The organism is Arthrobacter sp. NPDC089319 (assembly GCF_040684925.1).
GTDB lineage: Bacteria > Actinomycetota > Actinomycetes > Actinomycetales > Micrococcaceae > Crystallibacter.
Window position 1 is genome coordinate 46,007 of the sequence record NZ_JBFBGZ010000012.1, and the last position, 21,815, is coordinate 67,821.

Annotated in this window: 18 protein-coding genes, 1 tRNA gene and 3 riboswitches; of the genes, 16 read left to right on the plus strand and 3 right to left on the minus strand. The window is 67.3% G+C overall.

The window, feature by feature from the left end; genetic code table 11:
* Nucleotides 1-77: 77 nt before the first annotated feature.
* Genes AB0N75_RS16080 through AB0N75_RS16090 form a run of 3 tightly spaced genes read left to right on the plus strand, consistent with a single transcriptional unit; the run spans nucleotide 78 to nucleotide 2,473 of the window.
* The gene (locus AB0N75_RS16080) at nucleotides 78-461 is read left to right on the plus strand and encodes a cold-shock protein (RefSeq protein WP_136786865.1); all 384 of its coding nucleotides are present in this window, start codon (nucleotides 78-80) and stop codon (nucleotides 459-461) included.
* A 9-nt stretch (nucleotides 462-470) separates the two neighbouring features.
* Nucleotides 471-1,160, plus strand: a complete 690-nt coding sequence (locus AB0N75_RS16085) for a DUF3027 domain-containing protein (RefSeq protein WP_364651926.1) — start codon at nucleotides 471-473, stop codon at nucleotides 1,158-1,160.
* A 47-nt stretch (nucleotides 1,161-1,207) separates the two neighbouring features.
* The gene (locus AB0N75_RS16090; RefSeq protein WP_364651928.1) at nucleotides 1,208-2,473 is read left to right on the plus strand and encodes an MFS transporter; all 1,266 of its coding nucleotides are present in this window, start codon (nucleotides 1,208-1,210) and stop codon (nucleotides 2,471-2,473) included.
* A 128-nt stretch (nucleotides 2,474-2,601) separates the two neighbouring features.
* Here AB0N75_RS16090 and serC read toward each other — a convergent pair whose 3' ends face one another.
* On the minus strand, nucleotides 2,602-3,735 hold the full coding sequence (gene serC / locus AB0N75_RS16095; protein ID WP_364651930.1) for a phosphoserine transaminase: 1,134 nt from the start codon (nucleotides 3,733-3,735) through the stop codon (nucleotides 2,602-2,604).
* 249 nt (nucleotides 3,736-3,984) lie between these two features.
* Between serC and AB0N75_RS16100 the strand changes: the two genes are divergently transcribed.
* The 12 genes from AB0N75_RS16100 to AB0N75_RS16155 all read left to right on the plus strand — a co-directional run bounded on the left by AB0N75_RS16100 (nucleotide 3,985) and on the right by AB0N75_RS16155 (nucleotide 17,909).
* Nucleotides 3,985-4,680 (plus strand): metal-dependent transcriptional regulator, encoded by a 696-nt coding sequence (locus AB0N75_RS16100; RefSeq protein WP_364651932.1) that lies wholly within the window; start codon nucleotides 3,985-3,987, stop codon nucleotides 4,678-4,680.
* Between the two features lie 98 nt (nucleotides 4,681-4,778).
* Nucleotides 4,779-4,993: riboswitch (cyclic di-AMP (ydaO/yuaA leader) on the plus strand.
* A 4-nt stretch (nucleotides 4,994-4,997) separates the two neighbouring features.
* Nucleotides 4,998-5,768, plus strand: a complete 771-nt coding sequence (locus AB0N75_RS16105; protein WP_364651934.1) for a M23 family metallopeptidase — start codon at nucleotides 4,998-5,000, stop codon at nucleotides 5,766-5,768.
* 117 nt (nucleotides 5,769-5,885) lie between these two features.
* A riboswitch (cyclic di-AMP (ydaO/yuaA leader) is annotated at nucleotides 5,886-6,059 on the plus strand.
* A gap of 3 nt (nucleotides 6,060-6,062) precedes the next feature.
* Nucleotides 6,063-6,785: an NlpC/P60 family protein gene (locus AB0N75_RS16110; protein ID WP_364651936.1), complete on the plus strand. Its 723-nt coding sequence runs from the start codon at nucleotides 6,063-6,065 to the stop codon at nucleotides 6,783-6,785.
* 268 nt (nucleotides 6,786-7,053) lie between these two features.
* Nucleotides 7,054-7,228: riboswitch (cyclic di-AMP (ydaO/yuaA leader) on the plus strand.
* A 4-nt stretch (nucleotides 7,229-7,232) separates the two neighbouring features.
* Nucleotides 7,233-8,012 carry an NlpC/P60 family protein gene (locus tag AB0N75_RS16115; RefSeq protein ID WP_364651938.1) on the plus strand — a complete coding sequence of 260 codons (780 nt, stop codon included), beginning with the start codon at nucleotides 7,233-7,235 and terminating at the stop codon, nucleotides 8,010-8,012.
* 292 nt (nucleotides 8,013-8,304) lie between these two features.
* On the plus strand, nucleotides 8,305-8,805 hold the full coding sequence (locus AB0N75_RS16120; RefSeq protein ID WP_364651940.1) for an HNH endonuclease: 501 nt from the start codon (nucleotides 8,305-8,307) through the stop codon (nucleotides 8,803-8,805).
* Nucleotides 8,802-9,467 (plus strand): nucleotidyltransferase family protein, encoded by a 666-nt coding sequence (locus AB0N75_RS16125; protein WP_364651942.1) that lies wholly within the window; start codon nucleotides 8,802-8,804, stop codon nucleotides 9,465-9,467. The genes AB0N75_RS16120 and AB0N75_RS16125 overlap by 4 nt, the downstream gene beginning before the upstream one ends.
* Nucleotides 9,468-9,494: 27 nt before the next feature.
* Nucleotides 9,495-9,797 carry a DUF6457 domain-containing protein gene (locus tag AB0N75_RS16130; RefSeq protein WP_364651944.1) on the plus strand — a complete coding sequence of 101 codons (303 nt, stop codon included), beginning with the start codon at nucleotides 9,495-9,497 and terminating at the stop codon, nucleotides 9,795-9,797.
* On the plus strand, nucleotides 9,794-10,960 hold the full coding sequence (locus AB0N75_RS16135) for a molybdopterin molybdotransferase MoeA (protein WP_364651946.1): 1,167 nt from the start codon (nucleotides 9,794-9,796) through the stop codon (nucleotides 10,958-10,960). The genes AB0N75_RS16130 and AB0N75_RS16135 overlap by 4 nt, the downstream gene beginning before the upstream one ends.
* 90 nt (nucleotides 10,961-11,050) lie before the next feature.
* Nucleotides 11,051-11,935 carry a formate dehydrogenase accessory sulfurtransferase FdhD gene (gene fdhD, locus AB0N75_RS16140; RefSeq protein ID WP_364651948.1) on the plus strand — a complete coding sequence of 295 codons (885 nt, stop codon included), beginning with the start codon at nucleotides 11,051-11,053 and terminating at the stop codon, nucleotides 11,933-11,935.
* 51 nt (nucleotides 11,936-11,986) lie between these two features.
* Nucleotides 11,987-14,296 (plus strand): FdhF/YdeP family oxidoreductase, encoded by a 2,310-nt coding sequence (locus AB0N75_RS16145; RefSeq protein WP_364651950.1) that lies wholly within the window; start codon nucleotides 11,987-11,989, stop codon nucleotides 14,294-14,296.
* Nucleotides 14,297-14,685: 389 nt separating this feature from the next.
* Nucleotides 14,686-16,560: an ABC transporter ATP-binding protein gene (locus tag AB0N75_RS16150; RefSeq protein WP_364651952.1), complete on the plus strand. Its 1,875-nt coding sequence runs from the start codon at nucleotides 14,686-14,688 to the stop codon at nucleotides 16,558-16,560.
* A 119-nt stretch (nucleotides 16,561-16,679) separates the two neighbouring features.
* Nucleotides 16,680-17,909: an ROK family transcriptional regulator gene (locus AB0N75_RS16155; protein ID WP_364651954.1), complete on the plus strand. Its 1,230-nt coding sequence runs from the start codon at nucleotides 16,680-16,682 to the stop codon at nucleotides 17,907-17,909.
* Between the two features lie 516 nt (nucleotides 17,910-18,425).
* Here AB0N75_RS16155 and AB0N75_RS16160 read toward each other — a convergent pair.
* A tRNA-Arg gene (locus AB0N75_RS16160) sits at nucleotides 18,426-18,498 on the minus strand.
* Nucleotides 18,499-18,595: 97 nt separating this feature from the next.
* The gene (locus AB0N75_RS16165) at nucleotides 18,596-19,237 is read right to left on the minus strand and encodes a hypothetical protein (protein ID WP_364651956.1); all 642 of its coding nucleotides are present in this window, start codon (nucleotides 19,235-19,237) and stop codon (nucleotides 18,596-18,598) included.
* Nucleotides 19,238-19,333: 96 nt separating this feature from the next.
* Here AB0N75_RS16165 and pcrA point away from each other — a divergent pair, with 96 nt between their 5' ends.
* Nucleotides 19,334-21,730 carry a DNA helicase PcrA gene (gene pcrA, locus AB0N75_RS16170; protein ID WP_364651958.1) on the plus strand — a complete coding sequence of 799 codons (2,397 nt, stop codon included), beginning with the start codon at nucleotides 19,334-19,336 and terminating at the stop codon, nucleotides 21,728-21,730.
* The last annotated feature ends 85 nt before the right edge of the window (nucleotides 21,731-21,815 follow it).

Sequence of the window (21,815 nt, forward strand, 5' to 3'; positions counted from 1 at the left end):
CTGCTGGCGGGGCACATGGTAAGAACGCAGCAGCGGGCGGTACCGCCGCGACATTTAAGCAGAACGAGGTAAGCAAAGTGCCCATCGGCAAAGTCAAGTGGTTCGACACGGAAAAAGGCTTCGGTTTCCTAGCCAGCGAAGACGGCCAGGAAGTGTTCTTGCATGCTTCGGCGCTGCCGGCCGGCGTCAAGGACGTGAAGGCGGGTACCCGGATGGAGTACGGCATCGCCGACGGGCGCCGCGGCCCATCCGCGCTGTCTGCCCGCATCCTCGACGCGGCTCCCTCGGTGGTGCGCGCAACGCGTAAGCCGGCCGAGGACATGGCCGTCATCACCGAAGACCTGATCAAGCTGCTGGATGGCATCTCCAACGGGCTGCGCAAGGGCCGCTACCCGGAACGCTCCCACGCCTCCAAGGTTGCTGCGGTGCTCCGCCGTGTGGCCGACGACCTGGATGCCTAAGCGGACTTGATGACTGAAAACCTGATCGACTCCGGCGCTGAAACTGCGCCCGTGGAGCAGCCCGTCGCCGGTGGGCCCGAGGCTGCGGCCGCGCCCCGGCGGCGGGCTGCGCGCCGCACCGCCAAGCTTGACCTAGTCCTGGCCGCCGCGGTGGACCGCGCCCGGGAGGGCGTGCTGGAGATCGCCCCGGCCGAACAAATCGGTGAACACGCCGGCAGCTACGCCGACGGCGACCGCTTGGTCACCCACCGGTTCGAGGCGAAGCTGGCGGGCTACGCGGGCTGGCAGTGGTACTCCACGTTGGCTCGAGTCCCGCGCGGCAAGGAGGCTACGGTTTGCGAAGTGGGCCTCCTCCCGTCCGAGGGTTCGCTGCTGGCTCCCGAATGGGTGCCGTGGGCGGACCGGGTGCGCCCTGAAGAAGTGGCGGCTGCGGCCGAAGCAGAAGCGGCTGAGGCGGCTGAGGCGGCTGCGGCAACCGAGGCGCAGGACGACGCCGAGGAGGCTCCTACACCGGACGCGGGAGAAGTTCCTGCGGCTGAGAGCCAGGACGAGACCGCTGAAGTCGGTGCAGCCGTGGACGAAAATGCAGCGGACGAGGCGGCCCCGGCCAGCGCGGCCGCCGATGCTTCGGCTGGCGAAGGCCAGACAGACGCAGCCGAAACCAACGCGACCGAGGATTTCACCCAAGCCACGTCCTAACATCCGATCGACGAGGCAGGTTCTGCAGCCGGAAGGGGCGGTAAAGCATGTTTCGTTCGCTGCGGCTGTTCAATTACCGGATCTGGTTTATCGGCGCGCTGATCTCCAACGTCGGCACATGGATGCAGCGAACCGCCCAGGACTGGCTGGTTTACGACATCCTCACCGAGCAGGACGCCGCCGCCATGGGCATAGTGATGGCGCTGCAGATGGGACCGCAGCTGCTGATGGCACCCTGGGCCGGGCTGGTCGCCGACCGGTTCGACCGGCAAAAGCTGCTGATGGCCACCCAGATCTCGATGGCCGTGCTGGGCCTGGCGCTGGGCCTGATGGTGATGGCCGACGTGGCACAGCTGTGGCATGTGTACGCCTTCGCGCTGGCGCTGGGCATGGTGACGGCGGTGGATGCGCCGGCGCGGCAGACGTTCGTCTCGGACCTGGTCCGCGACGACTACCTGCCCAACGCGGTGGCGCTGAACAGCACCTCGTTCAACCTGGCCCGGATGATCGGTCCGGCCATTGCGGGCGTGCTGACCGTAGCCATCGGCCCCGGCCCGGTGTTCTTGATCAACTCCGCCACCTTCGCGGCAATGATCGCGGCGCTGCTGGCCATCCGTAGGCAGGAACTCCACCCACGGCAGAAGGTGGCCAAGGGCCGTGGCCAGATCATCGAGGGCTTCCGGTATGTAAAGGACCGGCCGGACCTGGTGGTAGTACTGGCCGCCATTTTCATCATCGGTACATTCGGGCTGAATTTCTCCGTTTTCGTGGCGTCCATGGCGCGCACCGAATTCGGCGGCCATGCCGGTGACTTCGGCGTGCTCTCCTCAGTGATGGCAGTCGGTTCGGTCACCGGGGCGCTGCTCAGCGCGCGCCGGGACAGGCCTCGGTTGCGCTATATTTTCGGTGCCTCGGTGGCCTTCGGTGTTGCCTGCACGGCGGCGGGCCTGGCCCCGACGGTCTGGCTCTTCGGGCTGGCTCTGGTGCCGGTGGGGGCTGCGGCCATCACCATCATGACCAGCGCCAACGCGTATGTGCAGACCACCACCGAGCCGATGATGCGCGGACGCGTGATGTCCTTGTATATGGCCATCCTGATGGGCGGAACCCCCATCGGCGCTCCGCTGGTCGGCTTGGTGTCCAACAGCTTCGGCCCGCGCTGGGGCCTCGGGGTGGCAGCGCTGTCCGGGGTGGCCGCCGCCGCCGTCGGGATTTTGTGGGCCTGGCGCGCGCACCACATGCGGCTGCGCTTCGACCGTTCGGCCCGGCGGAAGCTAAGCATCACCTATGGTGTGCCGGACCGGCAGGTCTGAGCCGGGGCCGGTCCGGACCAAAAGAAGGTTCGGACCGAAAGAATTCGGACCAAAGAATCGGATCCAAAGAATAAGGTCCGGCTCCCCGCGATCGGGAAGCCGGACCTTATTGATCTACGGTGCGGGACCTAGTCCTGCAGGCGCTCCACCACGTAGTCGATGCAGGCGAGCAGGGCGCTGACGTCTTCCGGATCGACGGCGACGAAGGTGGCAATGCGCAGCTGGTTGCGGCCAAGCTTGCGGTAGGGCTCCACATCCACCACGCCGTTGGCGCGCAGCACCTTGGCCACCGCTGCGGCATCAACTGACTCGTCGAAGTCGACGGTCGCGATGACGTTCGAGCGGTGTTCCGGGTTGACCACATACGGCGTCGCCAGCGCGGAGGCCTCGGCCCACTGGTACACCCGCCCGGCCGAATCGGCGGTACGGCCGGAAGCGAAGTCCAGGCCGCCGTTGCCGTTCAGCCACTGAATCTGCGCATTGAGCGTCACCAGGGTGGCCAGTGCGGGCGTGTTGTAGGTCTGGTTCTTCAACGAATTGTCGATCGCGGTTTCCAAGTTGAGGAAGTCCGGAATCCAACGGCCGGTGGCACCGATCTTGGCCGCGCGTTCCAGCGCGGCGGGGGAGAAGACACCCAGCCACAGGCCGCCGTCGGACGCGAAGTTCTTCTGCGGTGCGAAGTAGTAGACGTCGCTCTGGGTGACGTCTACGGCCAGCCCACCGGCAGCGGAGGTGGCGTCAATGAGAACCAGGGCGCCGTCGTCGGCACCTTCCACTCGCTGCACCGGGGCGGCCACACCGGTGGACGTTTCATTCTGCGCCCAGGCGTACACGTCCACGCCGGCCTCTGCACGCGGCTCCGGCCGGGAACCGGGCTCCGCGGTGATGATGCTGGATTCGGCCAGGAACGGAGCCTTGTTGGTGGCCGCGGCGAACTTGGAGCTGAACTCGCCGAAGGAGAGGTGCTGTGCCTTCTGCTCGACCAGGCCGAATGAGGCGACATCCCAAAATGCCGTCGAGCCGCCGACGCCCATGATGATCTCGTAGCCCGCGGGAGCCTTGAAGAACTCCTGGAGTCCCTCTCGGACGCTGCCCACCAGGTTTTTGACCGGAGCCTGGCGGTGCGACGTTCCCAGCAGGTTGCGGCCGGCAGCGACCAGCGCGTCGACCTGTTCCGGGCGGACCTTGGATGGGCCGGCGCCAAAACGCCCGTCCTTCGGAAGCAGGTCGGCGGGAATGCTGATGGACTGGGTATCGCTCATGAATACCTTTCCTGGCGTGGTGGCAGTGATCTCGATGGCAGTTCACCGTTGAACGCCCGTATCATTCTGCCCCAACGCCGGCAGGCGCCGTTAGTCGGAACCGGCAATGTTGCGCGGCACCCCGGCGCGTCTACCGGCGGCGGAACTGCCGGTCGTGTAGGGAAAACAAGCTAGGCTGGAGAGGGGCCCCACCCTCATGCCTGCTGCTGGAGCAGCCCTTTTCACCGCGCGCCGAGGAGCAAGAACCAATTGACTGATCTCATCGACACCACCGAGATGTACCTGCGCACCATCCTCGAGCTCGAAGAAGAGAATATCGTCGCGCTGCGCGCCCGGATTGCCGAGCGGTTGCGTCATTCCGGCCCCACCGTCTCCCAGACGATCGGCCGGATGGAGCGGGACGGACTAGTGGTGGTCACCGGCGACAGGCATCTGGAACTGACCGAACTGGGCCGGCGCAAGGCGACCGAGGTCATGCGCAAGCACCGGTTGGCCGAGCGCTTGCTCTCCGACGTCATCGGCCTGGACTGGGCCTATGTCCATGACGAGGCCTGCCGCTGGGAACACGTGATGAGCGAGCGGGTGGAACAGCGGCTCTACGATCTGCTGGGCAAGCCGACGGTGTCCCCGTATGGCAACCCGATTCCGGGGCTGGAAGCGCTCGGCGGCCAGCCGGCCGAGGAAACCAACTACGGCCTGCTCAACCTGGCGCAGGCCATGGGCAGCTATACGCCGGACAAACAGGTCAGCATCGTCCGGCTGGCGGAGCCGATCCAAGTGGAGCCGGAACTGCTGATCCAGCTCGAAGAGGGCGGGCTGAAGCCCGGTGCCACACTGCAGTTGGAGACCGCGGGTGAGTACATTTCGGTGCGCGTCCCGGGCATCGAGGGCGCGCTGGAACTGCCTCCGGAAGTGGCCGCCCACATCTTTGTTTCGATGGAATGAAACGTTGCGCCGCGGAATCACGCGGCGCAGATAACGGATTTATTACTTCGGGGTAATTTTCCGTATAGTTGTCCCGGGCACCGAGACATCGGTCCCGCACCCTCCGCAAGCCGAACCCTGTCGGCGGGGGAGTGCATCCGTGAGACAGGGGCGGAGGACCCACCAAGCGGCAGTTTTGTTCGCTGCCTTGGGGTGAAGCCGCAGCGGGCAAAGCCTCGGTGAATCGTTCCACTGTTGCTCTGTGCGGTGCGGCCGAGTTTTCTCTTGACTCGAATCCGACAGCTAACTTCGCAGGCGCTTTGGGAGAGGTATAGATTTTGGCAGGACACAAAGCCTCGGGACGGCGCCGTTCAACCGCCCCGGTCGAGTACTCACGCCCGCGCGCAGCAGCAACAGCCGGCCGCCGTCGTGCCCAGCCGGCACCGTCGCCGGTAGCAGCGGCCGCCCGCGACGTCGGCCATAAAACAGCGATTGTCGCCGCCGCCTCCGGCATGGTGCTGACCGTAATGCTTCCAACGACGGCCGGCGCCACGGCCGACGCCCCGCAGGAAGCAGTGGCAACCAGCAGCATCTCTGCGGCCACGGAAGCGCGCTTGACATTCGAACGGGCCGGGCTGACCAGCAAGTTCGACCCGGACACCAAGCTGAAGCAGGTCATGGTCGCCTCCGGCGGTAAGGCCAAGGCGATCGGCAGCGAGGGATCCCTCTCGCAGCCGATGGACGAGCTGATCAAGACCTCGCCGTTCGGTTACCGGGTCAGCCCCATCACCGGTTACGCCGGAGAACTGCACACCGGCCAGGATTACGGAGCCCCCTGCGGCACGCCCGTCGCAGCCGCGGCCGGCGGCACCGTCGTCGAGGCCGGGTTCCAGGTTGGCGGCGGCGGTAACCGGATTGTGGTGGACCACGGCAACGGCCTGGAGACCACATACAACCACCTGAGCACCATCGACACGGCGGTTGGCGCAGCCGTGGCCCGCGGCGAGGTATTGGGCGAAAGCGGCACCACCGGAGCGTCAACCGGCTGCCACCTACACTTCGAAGTCATGGTCAACGGCAAGCTGGTGGACCCCACCGGCTGGCTCTGACTGACACGCCGTGACCGGAATGTGACTCAGACGCCAAACTGTTATAAGGTTTCACCTGTGCCTGGCATCAACTGCCAGGCACCTTTGGGCGGAATGCCGAATTCTGCCGTCGCCCAAAGTTCGTTCGCACCGAATCGCATGGCAGAAGCGGGGGAACCACTTCCCGGACATCGCAGGATGTCCTTGGGGTAAAGCCGATCAGGACCGGGCCACCAGCCCGGAAACCGACCGGCCGGATGAACTCCCATCCGAACCCGACAGCTCACCTCGCAGGCATTTGGGAGAGGTACAACCGTGTCCAAGAGCATTACTGCCGGCCGCCACCGTGCGACCCCTGTCCGCACCAGCCCGCTTGAGACTATTTCCAAGGCTGTTTCCGCAAACGCCGGAACTGTTGGACGCCAAGGTGCCGTGATCGCCGCCGCTACCGGCCTGGTCCTGACCGCTGCCATTCCGGCACAGGCCGTCAGTGCCGAACGTAGCGTCGATGCTCCGGCCCGCGTGCAGGTGGAAGCCGTGCAGGCTTCCGCGGCCGTGAAGCTGACCTTCGAACGCGCCGGGGTCACTTCCACGCCGGCACCGGAGACAGTGGTCCAGGCTGTATCTAACGAGATCAACCCGACCGCCGGCGACGACGCCGCGTCGGACAAGGGTAAGTCCACCAAGAAGTCGGGCGAAGCCTCCGCCAGCGGAGCCGCCGCGGCCATCGTCGCCGCAGCCTACGGCCAGATCGGTGTGGCCCAAGACTGCACTGCGCTGGTCGAGAACGCACTGCGCGCAGCCGGCTACGCGGTCGGCGACCTCGCCCCGGCACAGTTCTTTGCTTACGGCACACAGGTTTCCACGCCGCAGCCGGGCGACATCATCTACTACGCCAACGGCGGCGCCGGCGTGGCCCACGTGGCCATCTACGTTGGCAACGGACAGGCGGTCCACGGTGGTTGGGCCGGCTACAGCACCGTGCTGGGCAGCGCCTACATCGGCTCCGGCCCGGTGTTCATCCGTCCGGCCGGCTAGAGCCTTCCTGACGCTTTCCCTATTCTCTAGGGGTTGTATCGCGGCGCGCCTTTCGGGGCGCGCCGTCGGTCATTAAGGGCCCAGCACGACGGCGGAATTCGGCGTTGGTGGGCCCGTTTCGGTGCGCGCCGGGCAACCTCCGTAACCTAAAGATCACCGTTCCGTGATCAGAACGTGACAATGCTCCTCGGATCGTATACGCTCTAACGCGTGCCAGCTGTCAGACGGCTGGCACCTCCGGGTGGATTGCCGAGCTCTGCCACCAGCCGGAGTTCGTTCGCAAAACTTCGCGGGCAGAGGCGGGGGAACCAAATTCGGGTTCCGTACAGGAACCCTTGGGGTTAAGTCGTCAGGACTCTCAGGCTTTTGCCGAGGAGGACTACGGCCGGGTGCACTCCCATCCGAATCCGACAGCTCACCTCGCAGGCATTGGGAGAGGCCTTTAACGTGTTCAATAACACCGCTACGGGGCGCCACCGCGCCGTTTCCGTCCGCAATAACCCGCTGGAGACGATTTCCAAAGCCGTCTCATCCAATGCCGGATCCATGGGGCGCTCTGCAGCCGTTATCGCTGCTGCCTCCGGATTGGCACTGACCGCAGGCATCCCCGCGCAGTCAGCCACCATCGAACGCACCGCATCCACCGTGTCCGTCCCCAGCCGCGTGCAGGTGGACACTGTGCAGGCTTCCAACGCCGTGCAGTTGACCTTCTCGCGCCCCGACATCAAGTCCACTCCGGCGCCCAAGCCGGAGCCCGTCGTCGAAACCGTGGCCCAGGAAGTGGCACCGGTTGCCGAGGAGGCTGCCGACGCAGCACAGGGCGCCGTCCAGAAGGCCGCCCCGGCCGCCGCTGCCAAGCCCGCGGCAGCCCCCGCCAAGGAAGCCGCCCCGGCCTCCGCCAGCGGCGTGGCCTCCACCCTGGTCTCTTCCGCCTACGGCCAGATCGGCATTTCGCAGGACTGCACCGCCATGGTGGAGAAGGCCCTGCGCGCCGCCGGCAAGTCGGTGGGCGACCTCGCCCCGGCGCAGTTCCTCAGCTACGGCACACAGGTTTCCACCCCGCAGCCGGGTGACCTGCTTTACTACTCCGACGGTGGCGCCGGCGTTGCGCACATCGCCATCTACGTGGGCAACGGCCAGGCCGTCCACGGCGGCTGGACCGGTTACACCACCGCGCTGGCCAGCGCCGACGTCGGATCGGGCTACGTAGCCATCCGCGTCAACTAGGCTTCGTCCTTTCCGGTCCACTGGACCGTCCGCCGGCCCCGGTCCACGCCCAGCGTGCACCGGGGCCGGCGGCGTTTTCGCACCGAACGGTAGACTTCCGGCCGACTCTACCGGCGGCCGGGTAACAGCCGGTGAACATCCGGCGCTCTGCTCCCATGCGGCCCACCGGCCGCGAAAAAAGTTAGCGCAGAACGTACCGGCCGTCATACTCTTTGACTGTTAGTGCAGAAAATCCAGTCCCATGACCGGAACTGAGGCGCCGGTCGGGTAGGCCACTCCTAGAGGAATGTGCATGCGCACACTCGTTCTGAATGCCGGATACGAACCGCTGGCGGTCGTTACCTTCCGCCGGGCGCTGCTGCTTGTGCTCACCGGCAAGGCCAGCGTGATCGCCGAGGACGGCGATCCCGTCGTCGGGCCGAACGATATCCTGGGCCGTCCCTCGGTGATCCTGCTTAACCGGTACATTAAGATCCCGTACAACCAGGACACCGCCGTGACCCGCCGCGGGGTGCTGCGCCGCGACAACCACCTCTGCGCGTATTGCGGCAAGACGGCCACCACAGTGGACCACGTCAGGCCGAGGTCGCGCGGAGGCGAGGACAGTTGGGAGAATCTGGTGGCTTGCTGCCTGCGCTGCAACAACGCCAAGGGCGACCGCACCCTCGCCCACATGGGCTGGAGCCTGCGGTTCACGCCCCGTCCGCCCAGCGGCGCCCGCTGGCGCATCCGCGACCTGGACCGGCCCGCCCCGGCCTGGAGTCAGTTCCTCGACACCCATACCGCCGCGTGACGGCTGCCGATGTCGACGCCGTCGTGCTGGCCGGCGGCCGCTCCTCGCGGTTGGGCGGGAGTCCCAAGGCCTTGCTGCAACTCGACGGGTCCACGCTGCTGCGCCGCACGCTGGAGGCAGTCCGCGGCTCCCGGCGAATCGCCGTCGTCGGGCCGGATGAGCTGCTGGCGGAAGTGGACGCTTTCCGCCGGTCGGCGGTCGGCGGAGCGCCCCGCCTTCTGCTGACCCGGGAAAACCCGCCGTTCTCCGGTCCGGCCGCGGGCATCGCGGCCGGGATCCACGCCCTGGCGGCCGATGACGACGGCGGTGCCCCGCGCCGGGCGCCGTACACCCTGCTCTTTGCCTGCGACATGCCGCTGCTGGCCGGGCTCCCCGAACTGCTGCTGCGCGGCGCCGCCCGCGCACCGGAGGCCAAGCTCTGGATCCCGGTGGACGCGGACGGCAAACGGCAACAGCTGGCGTGCTGTGCGGACAGCGCGGCCCTGGCGGCGGCGGTGCAGCAGGCCGGGGGAGCGCCCGGGCTGGCCGGCCAGCCTGTCCGGCGGCTGCTCGCCGGCCTGCCGGCGGTAGAACTCCAGTTGGAGCGGGCCGGGCTGCACACCTCGGACGTCGACACCTGGCAGGACGCGGACCGCTTTGGCATTGCCCCGCCCGCGCCGTAGCCTGAAACAAACGTCGTAGTTGCCCGCGTGCCGGGCGGATCGGAGGCCATTGTGTCCGGAGCGGCCGAACAGCTCTCCCCGTATGTCAGCGAACTGCTGAAGGCGCTGGAACTCGAGGACATGCCGGTGGATATCGACGCCGTGCTGGGGCTGGCCGGCGTGGCCGCGCACAGCGTGGTTCGTCCCGCCGCGCCGCTGACCACCTTCGTGGTGGGCTACGCCGCCGGCTTCGCGGCCGCCACCGGGCAGGCCACACCGGAGGTGGCCATGCGCGCTGCCTCCCGCGTGGCCGACGAAGTTGCGCGCCGCCACGGCGCAGTACAGGAGTGAGCTCCGGTCTTCGCTGGGAAGACGCCCGGGCTGCCGCCTACGCCGCCGGCCAGGCGGCAGCGCTCCGGCCGGCCGCTCAGGTGGAACTGGCAGCCTGCGCAGGCCGCACGTTGGCCGCCGATCTGCCGGCGCTGCTGCCGGTGCCGCACTACGCCTCGTCCGCCATGGACGGCTGGGCCATCGCCGGTACCGGGCCGTGGCAGTTGGTGCCGGCCGGCACCCCGCTGCGGCCGGGCCAGGCCGCCCCGGTGGTCACCGGTGGCCTGATCCCCGACGGTACGGACGGCGTGCTGCGCAGCGAATGCGGGACCGCGGCAGCCCAGCGGCTTGAGCTGTGCCCGGGGACCGAGGAACGGGAATTGGCAGCCGGGCGCCACATCCGTCCGGCCGGCGAGGAGACCGCAGCCGGCGCCGTCGTGGTGGCCGCCGGGACAGTGCTGACCCCGGCGCATCTGGCCGTCGCCGCGGTCTGTGGCCATGATGCGCTTCCCGTTGCAGCGGTCCCGCGGGTGGCGCTGCTGCTCACCGGCGACGAGGTGGTTACCTCCGGGATCCCCGTACCGGGCCGGGTCCGCGATACTTTCGGCCCCACCCTGCCGGCCATCATCGCCCGGTTCGGCGGCGAAGTCGGCGGGAGCCGGCGGCTGCCCGACGACTTCGCAACCACGGCGGAGGCCATCGCCGGCTGCGGCGGCGACGTGGTGGTCACCACCGGCGGGACCGGCACGTCCGACGCAGACCATCTGCGCCGGGTGCTGGACGCCGCCGGCGCCACCATCCTGGTCCCGTCCATCCGGATGCGCCCGGGGCACCCCGCACTGTTGGCCCGGCTGGCCGACGGGCGCCCGCTGGTGGGCCTGCCGGGGAACCCGCTGGCGGCGATGATGGCGCTGCTGACCCTGGCGGACCCGCTGCTGGCGGGGATGACTGGCCGCGCGCCGGCACCGCTGCACACCGTCCGCGCCGGAACGGCCCTGCGGCCGATCCACGACCAAGACCGGCTGGTGCCGTACGGAACGGCTCCCGACGGCGGCGCCGTTCCCGCGGACCACATCGGTTCGGCCATGATGCGGGGACTGGCGGCCGCAGACGGTGTGATGGTGGTGCCGGCCGCCGGTGCCGATCCCGGCCAGCAGTTGCCGGCGCTCGACCTGCCCTGGTGATCCGGCGTCGGCGGTCCGGGTCCTCCCGTCTCCGGCGGTCGCGGCGCGTGGCGTGGATTACGCTTGTAACAGGCAGTAGAGGAGAAGTGCATGGGCCGCTTGACGCAGCGCCGCAAGGTGCTCAAACTCAGTCTCGACGCGCCGCCGCGCCGCCGCGAGGACGTGATGGCGGTGGAAGAGCCGCTGGAGATCCGGCTGGCCGGCCGCGCGTTCTCCATCACTATGCGCACGCCGGGCGATGACTTCGACCTGGTGGCCGGCTTCCTGGTCTCCGAGGGCATCGTCTGGTCGCCCGAACAGCTGCTCTCCCTGCGCTTCTGCGCCGGCGAAGACGAGAACGGCCGACAGACCTTCAACGTGGTGGAGGCACAGCTGGCCCCCGGTGTGGCACTGCCGGATCCGCGGCTGGACCGCCAGGTGGTGACCAGCAGCGCGTGCGGCATCTGCGGCACCGCGTCGATTGACGCGGTGACCAAGCGCTCCCGCTTCGCGCTGCATGATCACGACGGCGGGGCCGCCCAGGGCACGGACGGCACCGACGGCGCGGGCGGCGTGGCGCTGGACATCCTGCTGCAGCTGCCGGACCGGCTGCGCGAGCAGCAGCAGGTCTTCGAGCGCACGGGCGGCGTGCACGCGGCCGGCCTGTTCAGCTTCGAGGGCGAATTGCTCTGCCTGCGCGAGGACGTGGGACGGCACAACGCGGTGGACAAGGTGGTGGGCTGGGCCCTGCGCGAAGGCAGGCTGCCGCTGCGGGACACGGTGCTGCAGGTCTCCGGGCGGGCGTCCTTCGAGCTGGTGCAGAAGGCCCATCTGGCGGGCATCCCCGCCCTGTCGGCCGTCAGCGCGCCGTCCTCGCTCGCCGTCGAACTGGCGGACAAAGTTGGCCTGACACTGGCCGGTTTCAGTCGCGGCCGCAGCATCAATGTGTACACACACCCGGCACGGATTGGCACCGCCGTCGGCCATTTGGTGTGAGACCGGCTAGGGCTGTCGAGAATTCCGTGTGAGCCGGGATACATTAGGGGCATGACTCGCCCGGCACCTGTGAATGACATTGACGAAAGCACCCTGAAGGTCAAGGGACCGAAGAAGGCTGCCGCCGGTATTCCGGCTGTGAAGATTGCGCTGGAGCGCGGCATCGAGCAGGCCGGCGTCGCGCGCACCGCCCGTTCGCTGCTGCGGATCAACCAGCGCGGCGGCTTCGACTGCCCGGGCTGTGCCTGGCCGGAATCCATCACCGGACCGCGCAAGCCGGCCGAGTTCTGCGAAAACGGCGCCAAGGCCGTGGCCGAGGAGAACACCAAACGCACCGTGACGCCGGAGTTCTGGGCGCGGCATTCCATCGAAGAGCTGGCCACCAAGACCGAGTACTGGCTGGGCCAGCAGGGCCGGATCACCGAGCCGGTGATCATCCGCGAGGGCGAGACGCACTACTCGCCGATCTCCTGGTCGGACGCGTTCAGCCTGATCGGGGAGCGCATCCGGGCGACGACGCCGGACCGCTGCGTCTTCTACACCTCGGGCCGTACCGCGAACGAGACGGCGTTCATGTACCAGCTGTTCGCACGGTCGCTGGGCACCAACAACCTGCCGGACTGCTCCAACATGTGCCACGAGTCCTCCGGCAGCGCCCTGAACCCCACCATCGGCATCGGCAAGGGCACCGTGTCGCTGGAGGACATCCACCACTCCGAACTGATCTTCGTGGTGGGCCAGAACCCGGGCACCAACCACCCGCGCATGCTCTCCGCGCTGAAGGAATGCAAGGACAACGGCGGCACCATCGTGGCCGTCAACCCGCTGCCGGAAACCGGTCTGATGGCGTTTAAGGACCCGCAGTCCGTCGACGGGCTGGTCCGCGGCGGCACCAAGCTGGCCGACGAATTCCTGCAGATCAAGGTGGGCGGGGACCTGGCCCTGTTCCAGGCGCTCGGACACCTGCTGCTGGAAGAGGAAGACCGCGCTCCCGGCACCGTGGTGGACAAGGAGTTCATCGAGGCGAACACCGACGGCTTCGAGGACTACGTCGCCGCCCGCCGCCACATCGACTGGACCGAGACCGAGAAGGCCACCGGGCTTTCCCGGCTGGACATCGCGAAGGTGGCCGGCCTGCTGGCCAAGTCCAAGGCCACCATCATCTGCTGGGCGCTCGGACTGACCCAGCAGCCGCATTCGGTGGATACCCTGCGCGAGATCATCAACCTGCTGCTGCTGCAGGGCAACTTCGGCAAGCCCGGTGCAGGTGCCTGCCCGGTCCGCGGCCACTCCAACGTCCAGGGCGACCGCACCATGGGCATCTGGGAAAAGCCGAAGGAATGGCTGCTGGCCGCGCTGGACAAGGAATTCGGCATCACGTCCCCGCGCGAGCACGGCGTTGACTCCACCGAGGCGATCGACGCCTTTGCCGACGGCAAGGTGGACGTTTTCGTGTCGATGGGCGGCAACTTTGCGCTGGCGAACTCGGAGACCGAGGCGCTGGAAGCCGGCATGAAGAATGCCGGCCTGACCGTGCACGTGTCCACCAAGCCCAACCGGTCGCACGTGGTGCACGGCAAGACCTCGCTGATCCTGCCCACCTTGGGCCGCACCGACCGGGACGACAAGCACCCCAACGGCGCGCAGTTCCTCTCGGTGGAAGACTCCATGTCCGTCATCCGCTCCACGCAGGGCCGGCTGGAGCCGGTCAGCGAGCACCTGCTGGCCGAGCCGGTGATCATCGCCCGGATGGCCCAGGCCACCTTCGGCGACGACCATCCGGTGGACTGGCGGGCGATGGCCGAGGACTACGATGTGGTCCGCGATCACATCTCCCGCGTGCTGCCCGGCTTCGAAGACTTCAACACCCGGATCCGGAACAAGAGCGGCTTCGTGCTGCCGAACCCGCCGCGCGACACCCGGTCCTTCGCCACGGACATCGGCAAGGGCCGGTTTACGGTCAGCCCGCTGGAGTACCTGGAAGCGCCCGAGGGCCACCTGATCCTGCAGACCCTGCGCAGCCACGACCAGTACAACACCACGTTCTACGGACTGGACGACCGCTACCGCGGCATCTCCAACGGACGCCGGGTGGTGATGGTGCACCCGGACGATCTGGCCGAGCTGGGCTTCGCCGACCGCGACCTGGTGGACGTGATCAGCACGTTCAAGGGAACCGAACGCCGGGCGGATGAATTCCGGCTGGTGGCCTACCCGACGGCGCGCGGCTGTGCCGCCGCCTACTTCCCGGAAGCCAACGCGCTGGTCCACCGGGACCTGGTGGCCCGCGAGTCCAACACCCCCGGCTTCAAGGCCATGACGGTGCGCTTCATCCCGCACGAGGAGAAGCAGCTCAGCTGACGTTGCGGCCGCTGCGGCCCGGCCCACCTGGGACGCGTCCAGGTCAGGGGTTGGCGTCCAACTCATCGGATGCTGCCCCTGACCTCACGGCGGGGTCTCCCTTTGGCGTCCAGATCTGGGGTATACGGGGTGCTCTGGCCGCCAAACCCTGAGCTCGACTGGGACAGGCTCGGGTGTCCGGCGGCGAGGGCGAGGATAGGCTTCGGGTCTCCGGCGTCCCCGGCAGCTTGGGTACCGGGCACCCGGCCGGCAAGCGACCAAGCACGGGATCCGACCTCCAGTGACTGGGCTTGAGGACAGATTCTGGCCGCGGCGGCGCCGGCGGGAACAGCGAGGGGCTCCGGAAGGTTCTAGGGTTGCAGTAGGACCATCAGCCCTAAGGAGCCATCATGTCCATGGAAGGTGCAGCCTGGAGTTCGCTCTATCGGCTTTCGCATTCGAAGGACCAGAAGTCGTTCTCCCGCGACACCGTCCGCCGCACCTTCGCGTTTGCCGCGCCGTACAAGGCCAAGATCACGGTCTTCGTGCTGCTCTCCGTGGTGACTGCCGCGCTGGCCGTTGCCACCCCGGTCCTCGCCGGCCAGGTGGTGGACGCGATCGTGGCCAAGACCGGCATCGAGTTGGTGATCTGGCTGTCCGTGGTGATCGCCCTGGTGGCCATCGCCGACGCCGGACTCAGCATGGTGACCCGGTGGATCTCCTCCGGCCTGGGCGAAGACATCATCCTGGATCTGCGCACCGCCGTGTTCGACCATGTGCAGAAGATGCCGATCGCCTTCTTTATGCGGACCCGCACCGGCGCGCTGGTCAGCCGGTTGAACAACGATGTGATCGGCGCCCAGCGGGCCTTCGCCGGCACGCTCTCCGGCGTGGTCAGCAACGTGGTGGCGCTGATCCTGACGTTGATCGTCATGCTGAACACGTCCTGGCAGGTCACGTTGCTGGCCCTGCTGATGCTCCCGGTCTTCCTGCTGCCCGCCCGCCGGATGGGCAGCCGTCTGGCGGACCTGCGGCGCGAGACCGCCAACCACAATTCGGCCATGAGCACCCAGATGACCGAGCGGTTCTCCGCGCCCGGAGCCACGTTGGTCAAACTGTTCGGCCGCCCCGCCGATGAATCCCGCGAGTTCAAGCTGCGGGCACAGCGCGTTCGTGACATCGGCATCAAGACGGCGGTGATGCAGTGGGTCTTCGTCACCGCACTGACCCTGGTCTCGGCGCTGGCGCTGGCCCTGGTTTACGGGCTGGGCGGTTTCTACGCGATCATCGGCCAATTGGAGCCGGGCGACGTGGTGACACTGGCCTTGCTGCTCACCCGCCTGTATGCCCCGCTGACGGCCCTGGCGAACGCCCGGGTGGAGATTTCCAGCGCGCTGGTCAGCTTTGAGCGGGTCTTCGAAGTCCTTGACCTGAAGCCCCTGATTACCGAGAAGGACGACGCCGGCACCGTCCCGCCGGGTCCCGTCTCCGTTGAGTTCAAGGACGTGCGGTTCGCCTACCCCTCCGCGGAGAAGGTGTCGCTGGCCTCGCTGGAAGAGGTGGCCACCCTCGACGCCCGAGGCGGCGAGGAAGTGCTGCACGGCATCAGCTTCCGGGTGGAACCCGGCCAGACGCTGGCGCTGGTGGGCTCCTCGGGCGCCGGAAAGTCGACCATGGCCCAACTGCTGGCCCGGCTGTACGACGTGGACTCCGGTTCCATCGAGCTCTCCGGCATCGATGTCCGGGACCTGAGCTTCGAGGCGCTGCGCGGGACCATCGGGATGGTGACCCAGGACGGGCACTTGTTCCACGAGACCATCCGCTCCAACCTGCTGCTGGCCCGGCCGGAGGCCAGCGACACCGAGATCTGGGACGTGCTGCGCCGTGCCCGGCTGGAAGAACTGATCAAGTCGCTGCCGGACGGACTGGACACCATGGTGGGGGAGCGCGGCTACCGGCTCTCCGGCGGCGAACGCCAGCGGATGACCATTGCCCGGCTGCTGCTGGGCCATCCCCGGGTGGTCATCCTGGATGAGGCGACGGCGGCCTTGGACTCGACCAACGAAGCCGCCGTGCAGGCGGCGCTTACCGAGGCACTCGCGGGGCGCACCGCCGTCGTTATTGCGCACCGGCTCTCCACCGTGCGCTCCGCCGATCGCATCCTGGTAGTGGAGGGCGGGCGCATCGTTGAACAGGGCACGCACACCCAGCTGCTGGCGTTGGAAGGCCGCTACGCCGAGCTGTACCGCACCCAATTCCGCAGCGACGTCACGGTGGCCGGCTGATCCGGAGAGGTTGAAGCGCAGCGCGCCGACAGACCGGCCGCGCCAAGCGTGTGATCGGGCCGGTCAATGACTAGAGTTGCTGTGGGGTCCCCGGCGACAGATGAGCGGAAAGCGGTGCAATGCAGCGAGGAACCAACCTGGGCCGCTTGGGCGGCTACAACCAGGCTGTGATCCTGGATGCGATCCGTCGCGCCCATGAAGGCATCGCCCGGGTGGAGCTGGTGGAACGCACCGGACTGTCCCCGCAAACCATCTCCAACGTGGTGCGCCGGCTGGTGGACGAAGGCCTGGTCCGGGAAGACCGCAAAACGGTCAGCGGTCCGGGTAAACCGCGTACGGTGCTGCAGCTGGAGGTTTCCAGCCGGTTGGCTATCGGTATTCATCTTGACCCGGTGGTCATGACCTTGGTCATGCTCAATCTCGACGGCGAGGTGGTGGCCCGGGCCCGGCACGACAATCCCGGTGCCGGCCAGCCCGATGGCATGACGGCGGCCATGGCCGGCGCGGTCGAAGAACTGATCGCCGCCTCGGGCATCGAGCGGCACCGGATCCTGGGCATCGGGCTGGCCGCGCCGGGACCGATCGATGCGGCCGAGGGTGCAGTGGTGGACCCGCCGATGATGCGCGAATGGACCTCGGTGCCGCTGCGCGAACCGCTCAGCCGCCGGACGGGGCTGCCGGTGCTGATGGACAAGGACACCACGGCGGCGGCGGTGGCGGAGCTGTGGGCGAGCGGACGGCAGGAGCCCGAGAACTTTGTGTTCGTGTATCTGGGCACGGGCCTGGGCGCCGGCGTGGTGCTCGACGGCGCGGTGCTGCGTGGAGCCTCCAGCAACATCGGCGAGATCGGCCATTTACCGGTGGACGCGGAGGTGCCGCTGTGCGAGTGCGGGAAGCGCAATTGCGTGGGTATGGCGTTGAATTTCGGCACACTGTTCCAGCAGGCCGTGGCCGCCGGCGTGTTTCCGCCCGACGCAGAGTTGGGCGACCGGCACCAAGCCACCGAGAGCATCATCACCCTGTGCCGGATGGCCGTTAAGGGCGATCCGGCCGCCGCGGAGATCATCACCCGGGCTGCCCGGCTGGTCGGCGGCACGGTGGCTCAGGTGGTGAATATCCTTGACGTGGACCGGGTGATCTTCGGCGGCCCGTTATGGAGCGGGCTGGAGGGCCTGGTGCTGCCGGCCCTGCACGAGGAGATCAACACCCGCTTCGTCTCCCGGGCCATCCATGGGGTCGAGGTGGTTTCGTCCTCGCTGGGATTCGAAGTGGGCGCTATTGGCGGCGCCTGCCTCATCCTGGACGATGCGTTGTCACCGAAGGCCAGCGGGCTGCTGCTGGGCAGCTGAATCACGGCCTGTACCACAGGCAGCTGAACATCTTGTGTTTTTCGTCATATTCCTTGACTTTGGGCTCATCTGTGCCGCCGAACTTGCTTTATTAAATCCAATCGATTTAGATAAGAACTGGCGGCAGTGCCTGGAGTACTCACACTCTGGGATATGAACGGTTCCGGAGCGGCTCAGGTGCTTCAGGGGAACGGCGCGGTCGCCGCCAACAGGTGGCAGGAAACAGCTGCTGGCTCCGGAGAACGGGAAGAAACGGAACCAGTGGCCCCAAGCTGACAGGGATTCCTGCCCACTTCGGTGGAAATGCACTAGAACAGGCCACCGTCTGTGCTTCCGTGGGGGGTAGCACAGGCGGTGGCCTGTTTCCGTTTGTAGTGTGTTTCCGTTGCGGCTTGCTTCCGATTAAACTGCGTGCGATTGGTGTTCGGGAAGCCTGCGCACTACGGCAGTAAACATGAGGACGGGCGCGGCAGCGCCGTGGCAGCTGAAGCAGCGTACGCCGCAGGTTGGGATCAGTGCCCCCGGGCAGATTCGAACTGCCGACACCCGCTTTAGGAGAGCGGTGCTCTATCCCCTGAGCTACGGGGGCAACGCCAAAAGCTTAGCTTAACTGGCGTGCCTGACCGGCAGCGGCGGCCGGGCGGCGGAAGCATCGGCGGCTCACGCTTCGCCCGGGCCGGGACTGGTCAGCCTTCGGCCGGAACGGAACCTTCGGCCGGCTTGGGATTGCGGGTGAAGACCGCGATTGCCGCCACCACCAGGCTCAGCCCGAACAGGATGGACTTGGCCACCGTGAGGAAGCTCGCCAGCGAGGCGTCGCCCACCGGGTCGGTCGCGAGCATGGCGTCGACGGCAACGTTTTCGCCCAGGTCTGCCGCCACATAGAGCACGACGACGGCCCACGCCAGCCAGCGCCAGAGGCCGCGCCGGATTTGCTGTCCCAGCAGGATCAGCCAGGTAAAGCCGAACAGCAGCGGGAAGATGGTGTCCGCGGTTTTGTGCCAGTAGTTGTACTGCCCGGCACCGTCTTCGCCGAACGCCGTCCGGAGCTGCTGAGCGTATTCGGTGGAGTACCCGCCGATGAGGGTGTCCGGCATCCCCAGTCCGCCGGTCAGCTGGGCGAACTGCGGCATCACCAGCAGGAACGAATAGCCGAACAAGAACGCCGAGGCCACCGCTCCGGCGATAACGATCAGGTTGGCGTTACCGGCCGCGCGCTGGGGAGAGCGGGTGCTGCCGGGGATGGCAGGCTTTGCCGCCCCGCCGGCTGGGGCCGGGGCTGCCGCGGCACCGTGTTTCTTCGCGCGCTGCGCTGGGGTTTTGGACATACTTCCATTATGCCGGTGCCGCCATCTGCCGCCTGGTGGCGGAAGATTTGGCGGCCGTCCCCGAGCGTCGGTGGCGGCTAATAGACTTAAGGAACCATGGATTTCCTCACCGACCCGGCCTTCGACTCGCATGTTGCCTCTCCGCCCGCCCCGCATCTGCCCGGCGCAGAAGAGCTGCTTTCGGGGCTGAACCCGCAGCAGGAAGAAGCCGTCAAACACGCCGGCTCCCCGCTGCTCATCGTCGCCGGTGCCGGATCCGGCAAGACCCGCGTGCTCAGCCACCGCATCGCTTACCTGCTGGCCACCCGTCGGGCGCGTCCGGGCGAAATCCTGGCGATCACCTTCACGAACAAGGCCGCCGCGGAGATGCGCGAGCGGATTGAGTCGCTGGTGGGGGACCCGGCCAAGCGGATGTGGATCTCCACGTTCCACTCCTCGTGCGTGAAGATCCTGCGCCGCGAGGCCAAGCACGTAGGGCTGAACTCGAACTTCTCCATTTACGACTCGGCCGACACGCTGCGGATGGTCAACCAGGTGGCCAAGGGGCTGGACCTGGATCCGAAGCGGTTCCCGCCCAAAACCATTCAGCACAAGATCTCGGCGCTGAAGAACGAACTGATCGACGACGAGGCCTTTGCCTCCACCGCCAACTACTCGGATCCGTTCGAGCAGGCGGTCGCCTCGGTCTACACCGGTTACACGCAGCGGATGCGCCAGGCCAACGCCATGGACTTCGACGACCTGATCGCCCAAGTGGTCTTCATCTTCCAGGCCTTCCCGGCGATTGCCGACTCTTACCGACGCCGCTTCCGCCATGTGCTGGTGGACGAATACCAGGACACCAACCACGCCCAGTACCAACTGGTGCGTGAGTTGACCCGCGAGTCCGAGGACGGTGCGCTTCCGGCCGGCGAACTGACCGTGGTGGGCGACTCGGATCAGTCGATTTACGCGTTCCGCGGGGCGGACGTGCGCAACATCGTGGACTTCGAAAAGGACTACGCCAACGCACGCACCATCCTCCTGGAGCAGAACTACCGGTCCACGCAGACCATCCTGAGCGCGGCCAACTCGGTCATTTCGCGGAACCCGAACCGCCCGGCCAAGCGGCTGTGGACCGCCGAGGGGGACGGCGAAAAGATCATCGGCTACGTGGGCGAAAACGAGCACGACGAGGCCCGGTTCATAACCGATGAGATCGACCGACTGCAGGACTCAGAAGGGGTGCGGCCCGGCGATATTGCCGTGTTCTACCGAACCAATGCCCAGTCCCGCTCCATTGAGGACCTGCTGGTCCGGGTGGGGCTGCCCTACAAGGTGGTGGGCGGCACCCGCTTTTATGAGCGCAAGGAAATCAAGGACGCGCTGGCCTACCTCCGGGTCCTCGTCAACCCGGACGACGTGGTCAACCTGCGCCGGATTCTCAACGAACCCAAGCGCGGGATCGGTGACCGCGCCGAGTACGCGGTGGCCGCCCTGGCGGAACGGGACCGGGTCTCGTTCATGGCGGCGCTGCGCCGGGCCGAGGACGCGCCCGGCATGGCGACTCGTTCGGTGAACGCGGTGGCCGGCTTCGTGAAGCTCATCGACGACCTGGCCGAGGTCGCCTCGGGTTCAGGCGCTGCCGCGGCGTTGGAGGCCGTGCTGGAGCAGACCGGCTATCTGGCCATGCTGCGGCAAAGCACCGACCCGCAGGACGAGTCCCGCGTGGAGAACCTCGCGGAGCTGGTGGCAGTGGTGCGGGAATACGAGCGCGACAACCCCGAGGGGTCTTTGTCCGAATTCCTGGAACAGGTCTCGCTGGTCGCGGACGCAGACCAGATCCCCGACGCACCGGACGCCGAGGCTGCACAGCTGGCCAAGGACCAGGGCGTGGTCACGCTGATGACCCTGCACACCGCCAAGGGGCTGGAATTCCCGGTGGTTTTCCTCACCGGCATGGAACACGGGGTCTTCCCGCACCAGCGCTCGATGTCCGACCCCAAGGAGCTCGCCGAGGAGCGCCGGCTGGCCTATGTGGGCCTGACCCGGGCCCGCAAGCGGCTGTACCTGACCCGGTCCGAGTCCCGCAGCATGTGGGGCCAGAGCCAGTTCAATCCGGCCAGCCAGTTCATCGAAGAGGTGCCGGCCGAACTGATCGACTGGAAACGCGAGGGCAGCGCACGGCCGACCTTTGCCTCTGCAGGCAGCTTCGGGTCCAGCCGCTACGGAGGCTCGCACTGGGGTGCCGGCACGGCCAGCAACCAGGACATCAGCAATCTGCGCGGATCGGCGCCGTCCATCACCAGCGCCAAGACCCGGGCCGGCCGCGTGCAACCGCAAAAGGAAGTCATCGCGCTGGCCATCGGGGACAAGGTCAACCACACCAGCTTCGGCAATGGCACGGTGCTGTGCCTTGAAGGTGCCGGTGACAAGACGGTGGCCAAGGTGAAGTTCGACGCCGGCGAGAAGCGGCTGCTGCTGCGGTATGCTCCTCTGACCAAGATCGTTTAACCGGACGTCAACTCCCACTGGGAGATTCGCCACGTTTCCGTTGCTGCATTTGGCAGCGGCGTGCCTCGGCGCTTAGCGTTCTTAT

Coding starts and splice junctions, on each gene's coding strand:
- AB0N75_RS16085 (WP_364651926.1), top strand. CDS start 471: ATGACTGAAAACCTGATCGACTCCGGCGCTGAAACTGCGCCCGTGGAG.
- AB0N75_RS16165 (WP_364651956.1), bottom strand. CDS start 19,237: ATGTCCAAAACCCCAGCGCAGCGCGCGAAGAAACACGGTGCCGCGGCA.
- AB0N75_RS16150 (WP_364651952.1), top strand. CDS start 14,686: ATGTCCATGGAAGGTGCAGCCTGGAGTTCGCTCTATCGGCTTTCGCAT.
- pcrA (WP_364651958.1), top strand. CDS start 19,334: ATGGATTTCCTCACCGACCCGGCCTTCGACTCGCATGTTGCCTCTCCG.
- serC (WP_364651930.1), bottom strand. CDS start 3,735: ATGAGCGATACCCAGTCCATCAGCATTCCCGCCGACCTGCTTCCGAAG.
- AB0N75_RS16155 (WP_364651954.1), top strand. CDS start 16,680: ATGCAGCGAGGAACCAACCTGGGCCGCTTGGGCGGCTACAACCAGGCT.
- AB0N75_RS16120 (WP_364651940.1), top strand. CDS start 8,305: ATGCGCACACTCGTTCTGAATGCCGGATACGAACCGCTGGCGGTCGTT.
- AB0N75_RS16090 (WP_364651928.1), top strand. CDS start 1,208: ATGTTTCGTTCGCTGCGGCTGTTCAATTACCGGATCTGGTTTATCGGC.
- AB0N75_RS16145 (WP_364651950.1), top strand. CDS start 11,987: ATGACTCGCCCGGCACCTGTGAATGACATTGACGAAAGCACCCTGAAG.
- fdhD (WP_364651948.1), top strand. CDS start 11,051: ATGGGCCGCTTGACGCAGCGCCGCAAGGTGCTCAAACTCAGTCTCGAC.